The following is a 6,307-nucleotide window of genomic DNA, read 5'->3' as shown; positions in this document are numbered from 1 at the left end:
GGGGCGACCCGGTCGGGGGCGACCCGGTCGGGGGCGACCCGGTCGGCGGCGGCTCAACCGGGGACGGCCCGACCCCGCTCGCGGCGCGGCTGCGGCCGGAAAACTTGGACGAGGTCGTCGGCCAGCGTCACCTGCTCGGCCCGGGCAGCCCGCTGCGTCGACTGGTCGAGGGCGGGGGAACGACGTCCGTGATCCTCTGGGGGCCGCCCGGTACGGGGAAGACCACCCTGGCCCACATCGTCTCCCGGGCCACCGGCCGGCGGTTTCGGGAGCTGTCCGCGGTGACGGCGGGGGTGAAGGACGTCCGCGCCGTGATCGACGAGGCGCGTGCCACGCGGGCGACCTCCGGCGCACGCACCGTGCTGTTCATCGACGAGGTCCACCGCTTCACCCGCACCCAGCAGGACGCCCTGCTCCCCTCGGTGGAACTCGGCTGGGTCACCCTCGTCGCGGCCACCACCGAGAACCCGTTCTTCTCGGTGGTCAGCCCGTTGCTGTCCCGGTCGCTCCTGCTCACCCTCGAACCGCTCACCGACGACGACATCCGCGGCGTGCTCGACCGGGCACTGCGCGACCCTCGCGGGTACGCCGGCCGGGTGACGCTGACCGACGCGGCCCGTGAGCACGTGGTCCGCCTCGCCGGCGGGGACGCCCGCCGTGCGCTGACCGTCCTCGAGGCGGGTGCCGAGGCACTGCTGGCCGACCTCGCTGCGGTTGTTCCCGGGGGGGCCGGGCGTGGCCGGCCGGTGGCGCGCCTCGAGGTGGACGTGCTCGAACAGGCCGTCAACCGGGCGGCCGTGCGCTATGACCGGTCCGGTGACCAGCATTACGACGTGATCAGCGCATTCATCAAGTCGATGCGCGGCGGCGATGCCGACGCGGCGCTGCACTACCTCGCCCGGATGCTGGAGGCGGGCGAGGACCCTCGGTTCATCGCGCGTCGCATGATCATTCTGGCCAGCGAGGACGTCGGGATGGCCGACCCCGGGGCGCTCGGCGTCGCGGTCGCCGCCGGGCAGGCCCTCGATCTGGTCGGCCTGCCCGAGGCGCGGCTCGCGCTTGCCCAGGCGGTCATCCACCTCGCCCTGGCGCCGAAGTCGAACGCGGTGATCCGAGCGATCGACGCCGCCAGCGCCGACGTGCGTGCCGGCCGGGCCGGGCCGGTGCCGGCGCATCTGCGTGACGCCCACTATCGCGGGGCCGCCCGGGCCGGCAGCGGGGTCACGGCGCTGCCGGGCGAGCCGGCGGCGGATGCGCACACGGGCCCGCGACGTCTTCACGAACCGCAGCCAGTCCTCCGACGGCCCGGCGCCGGGCAGGTTGGAGGTCAGGATCTCGACGACGTCACCGTTGCGCAGCCGCGTGTGCAACGGGACGAGCCGGCCGTTGACTCGGGCACCGATCGCCCGGTGACCGATGTCGGTGTGCACGGCGTAGGCGACGTCGACGGGCGACGATCGGGGTGGCAGGGCGATCATCCGCCCCTTGGGGGTGAAGGCGAGCACCTCGTCGGAGTCCAGATCGGAGGACAACGACTCCAGGAACTCGTCGGAGTCGATCGTGTCCTCCTGCCAGTCCAGCAGGCTGTGCAGCCAGGACAGGCCCTCCAGCCGGGCGCCGTCGGCGCCGGCGCCGACCGGGCGGGCGACGATGCCGGTCTCCGCCAGCCGGTGCATCGCCAGGGTCCGGATCTGCAGGTCGATGCTGCGCCCGGAGTCGTCGACGACGGTGGTGTGCAGCGACTGGTACATGTTGAACTTCGGCGTCGCCACGAAGTCCCGCAGCCGGCCCGGCACCGGGCGCCACAGCGCGTGGATCACCCCGAGGGCGGCGTAGCACTCGGTCACCTCGTCGACGAGGACGAGGACACGGACGATGTCGGTGTAGTCCTGCGGGGCGCGGGCCCGTTCCTGGCCCCGCTTGTAGATCGAGAACAGGTGGCTGGCGCGGACGGAGACCTCGCTGTCGATGCGGGCGCCCGCCAGGCCCGTCCGCAGCCGCGTGACCAGGCCCGCGAGCGAGCCGGACGCCTGCTCCGCGGCGGTGAACTCGTCCACGATCCGGGCGGTACGCGCGTGCTCGGCCGGATGGAGCACGGCGAACGCCCGGTCCTCGAGCTCCCGCTTGATCACGCTGACACCCAGCCGGTGGGCCAGCGGCGCCAGGATCTCCAGCGTCACCCGGGAGATCTTCACCCGTTTGGGCGGGGACATGAAGTCGAGCGTGCGCATGTTGTGCAGCCGGTCGGCGATCTTGATGACGAGCACCCGGTAGTCCCGGGCCAGTGCCACGATCAGCTTGCGCAGCGTCTCGGCCTCGGCCGCCTCCCCGAAACGCATCTTGTCCAGCTTGGTGACCCCGTCGACGAGGTTGGCGACCTCGCCGCCGAACTCCTCGACGACCGAGTCGAGGGTGTATCCGGTGTCCTCGACGGTGTCGTGGAGCAGGGCCGCGATCAGCGTCGTCGTGTCCACGCCGAGCTCGGCGAGGGCCGCGGTGACGGCGAGCGGATGGCTGATGTACGGGTCGCCGCTGCGGCGCATCTGGCCGGCGTGCAACCGCTCGGCGACCCCGTAGGCGTGCACGAGCGCGCCGATGTCGGCCCGCGGGTGGTAGTCGCGGTGGGCCTCGACGATGTCCCGCAGTTCGGGGGGCACCTGCGACATGCGCGGCGTGGCCATCCGGCGGGCCAGGTGCGCCAGGCGCACGCTTGCCTGCCGCGCCGCCGACAGGGCTCGGGAGGCGTCGTCGGAGGAGTCGCCCCGGGAGTCGGCCCGGGACAGCGCCGGGGTCAGTCCGCCGCCCGCCGGCAGACCCGCACCTACGGTCTCAGCATCCACGGCGCCCCCTTTGTCTCGCTAGACCTGTACGCCTGAGGTGACGCGAAAACAGTCGTAGACCCCGTCGATGGACCGCACGGCACTCAGGATGTGCCCGAGATGCTTGGCATCCCCCATCTCGAAGGTGAAGCGGCTGACCGCGACGGAGTCCCTGGTGGTGGCCACCGACGCGGACAGGATGTTCACGTGCCGATCGGAGAGCACCCGGGTGACGTCCGAGAGCAGCTTGGTCCGATCCTGTGCCTCGACCTGGATCACGACGAGGAACACCGCCCCCGAGGACGGTGCCCACTCGACCTCGACGAGCCGGTCGTGCGGTCCGCCGCGCAGCCCGGTCAGGTTGGAGCAGTCGGTCCGGTGGACGGACACGCCCTTGCCGCGGGTGACGAAGCCGGCGATGTCGTCGCCGGGCATCGGGGTGCAGCAGCGCGCGAGCTTCGTCCACACGTCCGGCGACCCGGTGACCAGCACGCCCGGCTCCCCGGTGGAGCGGCGCAGCGTACGGATCGGCAGCTCGGTCTCGCCGGCGTCCTCCTCGGCGCCCTCGGGGCCGCCGAGCGCCACGAGCAGCTTCGCGACGACCGCCGGGGCGCTGACGTGGTTCTCCCCCACCGCCGCATACAGCGCGGCGACGTCGGCGTAGCGCAGATCCTTGGCCAGGTTGAGCAGTGCGTCGCCGCTCATCAGCCGGGACAGCGGCAGCCCGTGGCGGCGCATGGCCCGGCCGATCGCGTCGCGGCCGGCGACGATCGCGTCCTCGCGGCGCTCGCGGGCGTGCCACTGGCGGATCTTCGCCCGGGCCCGCGACGAGCGGACGAACATCAGCCAGTCCTCGCTGGGGCCCGCCGAGTGCGCCCGCGAGGTGAAGACCTCGACGGTGTCGCCGTTGTCGAGCTCGGTGTCCAGCGCCGCCAGCCGACCGTTGATCCGAGCACCGACGCAGTGATGACCGACGTCGGTGTGCACCGCGTAGGCGAAGTCCACCGACGTCGACCCCACGGGCAACGGGATGACGTCCCCCTTCGGCGTGAACACGAAGACCTCGTCGGTCTCCGCGGCGAAGCGCAGGCTGTCGAGGAACTCCCCCGGGTCGGCGGTCTCGCGCTGCCAGTCCAGGACCTGGCGCAGCCAGCTCATGAGGTCCGGCTCGGGGCCGCCGCGGCGCCGCCCGGACCGGCCGCCGCCGCCGCCGTCGACTGCCGCCGCCGACGGGCGGGCCGCGACGCCGTCCTCCTTGTACTTCCAGTGCGCGGCGATGCCGTACTCGGCCCGGTTGTGCATCGCGTGCGTGCGGATCTGCAGCTCGACCGGCTTGCCCTCGGGCCCGATGACCGTCGTGTGCAACGACTGGTACATGTTGAACTTGGGCATCGCGATGTAGTCCTTGAACCGGCCGGGGATCGGCTTCCAGTTCGCGTGGACGGTGCCCAGGGTGGCGTAGCAGTCGCGGACCGAGTCGACGAGGACACGGATGCCGACCAGGTCGTAGATGTCGTCGAACGACCGGCCGCGCACGACCATCTTCTGGTAGATCGAGTAGTAGTGCTTGGGCCGGCCGGAGACGACCGCGCGGATCCGGGCGTCGCGCAGGCCGGCCTGCACCTGGCCGATCACCTCGGCGAGGTAGACGTCGCGGCTGGGCGCCCGGTCGGCGACGAGGCGAACGATCTCGTCGTAGCGCTTCGGGTACAGCGCGGCGAACGCGAGGTCCTCCAGCTCCCACTTCAGCGAGTTCATCCCGAGCCGGTGGGCGAGCGGGGCGTAGACCTCCAGCGTCTCGCGCGCCTTGCGCTCCTGCTTGTGCTCCGGCAGGAAGCGCAGGGTGCGCATGTTGTGCAGCCGGTCGGCGAGCTTGACGACCAGCGCCCGCGGATCGCGGGCCATCGCGACGACCATCCGGCGGATCGTCTCCGCCTGCGCCGCCTCGCCGACCTTGACCCGGTTGAGCTTGCTGACGGCGTCGACGATGAGGGCGATCTGGTCGCCGAAGGTCTCCCGGATCGCCTCCGCGGACAGGGAGGTCTCCTCCAACGTGTCGTGCAGCAGGGCCGCGGACAGCGTCGGGGTGTCCATCCCGAGATCGGCGAGGATGCTCGCCACGGCGATCGGGTGGGTGATGTAGGCGTGGCCGGAGAAGCGCACCTGGCCGGCGTGCGCCGCGTCGGCGACCTCGAAGGCCTGCTGGACCTGGTCGATGTCGGCCCGCGGGTGGTTCGCGAGCAGGCCGCGCAGCACCGGATCCAGGGCCGAGGAGGGAGTGGCACGGTGCGTCGAGAGGCGCGAAAGGCGCCCGCGCACCCGGCGCGGCAGGGGCGGCGACTCGTGGCCAAGCCGGGGGACGACCGGCGAGCCGTCATCCGCCGACCCGGCCGCCGGCGGCTGTGGCTGCGACCCGGCCTGCCCGGCCGGTTCCGTGACCGGCGCCTCGGCGGCTCCTCGCGGCTCCCGGCTCACCGGCTGCGGGCCGGCCGGCTCGCAGACCGCCTGGTCACGGGGGGTGGGTCCGCGGTCCGGGCCGGACGGGGCAGGGCAGGCACCATCGCCCGCCGACCGTGACTCCCTTGAGGGAGCCACGGCAGGCGATGACGCTCCGGTGGTGACCGGCGCTGCCTCTGGCACGGGCCGCTCCTGCGTGAGGACTAGACACCGAGCCTAACGCCGCGCCGCGCGGAAGCCTTCCGCAGCCCTGACCGAGGGTAGGTCAAACCGTCAGAAGTGGGACGACATCCAACGGGGCGACTCGTTCCCGCCCGGGCAGGAACGACAGCTCCATGAGGACCGCGAGGCCCACCACCTCGGCCCCGACGCCGGCCAGCAGGCCGTGCGCGGCGGCCGCCGTGCCGCCGGTCGCCAGCACGTCGTCGACCAGCAGCACCCGCTCGTCCGGGCGCACTGCATCCGCGTGGATCTCGATGGTGGCGGTGCCGTACTCCAGGTCATAGGTCGCGCTGCGGGTCGGGCCCGGCAGCTTGCCCTGCTTGCGAATGGGCACCAGGCCGACGCCGAGCCGGTCGGCGACCGGCGCGGCCAGCAGGAAGCCGCGGGCCTCGATCCCCGCGATCGTGGTCGCGCCGCGCAGGCGGGCGATGTCCACCAGGGCTCCGATCACCACGCCGAACGCGGCGGGCGTGGCGAGCAGCGGGGTGATGTCCTTGAACACGACCCCGGGTTGCGGCCAGTCCTGGACGTCCCGGATGTGGCCACGCAACACGTCGGCGGCCGCGTCGCTCGGGGCGGGCCGTCCGGGTGCCGCCTCGTCGATGCTCGTCATCGTCCTGCTCATCCCACTTTCGGGGCTAGTCCGCCAGATCCGTCTCCGGGCGTCGGGGCACGGGTACGCGGGTGTGCGCCTGACGCCCGACTTACCGACGCTTCTTACCGCTCGGCCGCCCCCGCCGGCCCGGTTTGCGGCCTCCGGCGCGTCGCGCGGCGCCCGGGGCGGGGGGCCGCCGAGGCCCGCCGAGGCC

2 protein-coding genes and 2 pseudogenes are annotated in these 6,307 nt (G+C 73.0%); 1 reads left to right on the top strand and 3 read right to left on the bottom strand.

Annotation, left to right across the window (positions count from 1 at the left end; genetic code table 11):
• Positions 1–89 precede the first annotated feature (89 nt).
• Positions 90–1,220, top strand: a pseudogene (locus tag ND748_RS22385) (replication-associated recombination protein A); the annotation flags it as partial.
• A gap of 57 nt (positions 1,221–1,277) precedes the next feature.
• On the opposite strand, the pseudogene ND748_RS22380 reads toward ND748_RS22385, so the two are convergent.
• The 3 genes and pseudogenes from ND748_RS22380 to ND748_RS22370 all read right to left on the bottom strand — a co-directional run.
• A pseudogene (locus tag ND748_RS22380) lies at positions 1,278–2,543 on the bottom strand (bifunctional (p)ppGpp synthetase/guanosine-3',5'-bis(diphosphate) 3'-pyrophosphohydrolase); the annotation flags it as partial.
• Between the two features lie 315 nt (positions 2,544–2,858).
• Positions 2,859–5,459, bottom strand: a complete 2,601-nt coding sequence (locus ND748_RS22375) for a bifunctional (p)ppGpp synthetase/guanosine-3',5'-bis(diphosphate) 3'-pyrophosphohydrolase (protein ID WP_251747935.1) — start codon at positions 5,457–5,459, stop codon at positions 2,859–2,861.
• 82 nt (positions 5,460–5,541) lie between these two features.
• Complete coding sequence (locus ND748_RS22370) at positions 5,542–6,111, bottom strand: adenine phosphoribosyltransferase (protein WP_251747934.1); 570 nt, start codon at positions 6,109–6,111, stop codon at positions 5,542–5,544.
• Positions 6,112–6,307: the final 196 nt, after the last annotated feature.

The organism is Frankia sp. AiPs1 (genome assembly GCF_023716945.1).
Lineage (GTDB): Bacteria > Actinomycetota > Actinomycetes > Frankiales > Frankiaceae > Frankia.
The sequence above is the reverse complement of the archived record's forward strand: the minus strand, read 5'-3'. Positions and strand labels throughout refer to the sequence as shown.